The sequence below is a fragment of the Streptomyces sp. SID12501 genome, assembly GCF_010550245.1.
GTDB lineage: Bacteria > Actinomycetota > Actinomycetes > Streptomycetales > Streptomycetaceae > Streptomyces.
This window is the reverse complement of record NZ_JAAGLU010001073.1, coordinates 1-384: the sequence shown is the minus strand read 5'-3', so window position 1 is coordinate 384 and position 384 is coordinate 1. Positions and strand designations below refer to the sequence as shown.

At 75.5% G+C, this 384-nt stretch carries 1 tRNA gene; it reads left to right on the top strand.

From position 1 onward, the window contains the following. Positions 1–190: 190 nt before the first annotated feature. A tRNA-Pro gene (locus G3I71_RS49880) sits at positions 191–264 on the top strand. The last annotated feature ends 120 nt before the right edge of the window (positions 265–384 follow it).

Here is a 384-nt window from a genome sequence, read left to right as displayed (position 1 = left end):
GCCCGTGCCCCCCGCGCACCTCTCCTCACCGCGACGGACAGCGCCGCGGTCGACGGACACGGGCACGCCGCTGTCCGTCGCGCCGTGACGCTGTCCGTCGGCGGGGGCGCCCGCCGGGGAAGGTCGGGCGACAGGTTAGCGAGGGGCGCCGGTAGGGTGTGCGTGCCGTGCCGCCCCGTGCGCACGCGCGCGGGGTGTGGCGCAGGTTGGTAGCGCGTCCGCTTTGGGAGCGGAAGGTCGTGGGTTCGAATCCCGCCACCCCGACGGTCGACGTCGATCGCCACGCCGGTCGCCCCGGCACGTCGGCTGCGCACGGGTCTCGTCAGGATCCGAGAAGCGCCCCCTCGCACGTGGTCCCTAGCCTCGGTGCCGACGACACCCACC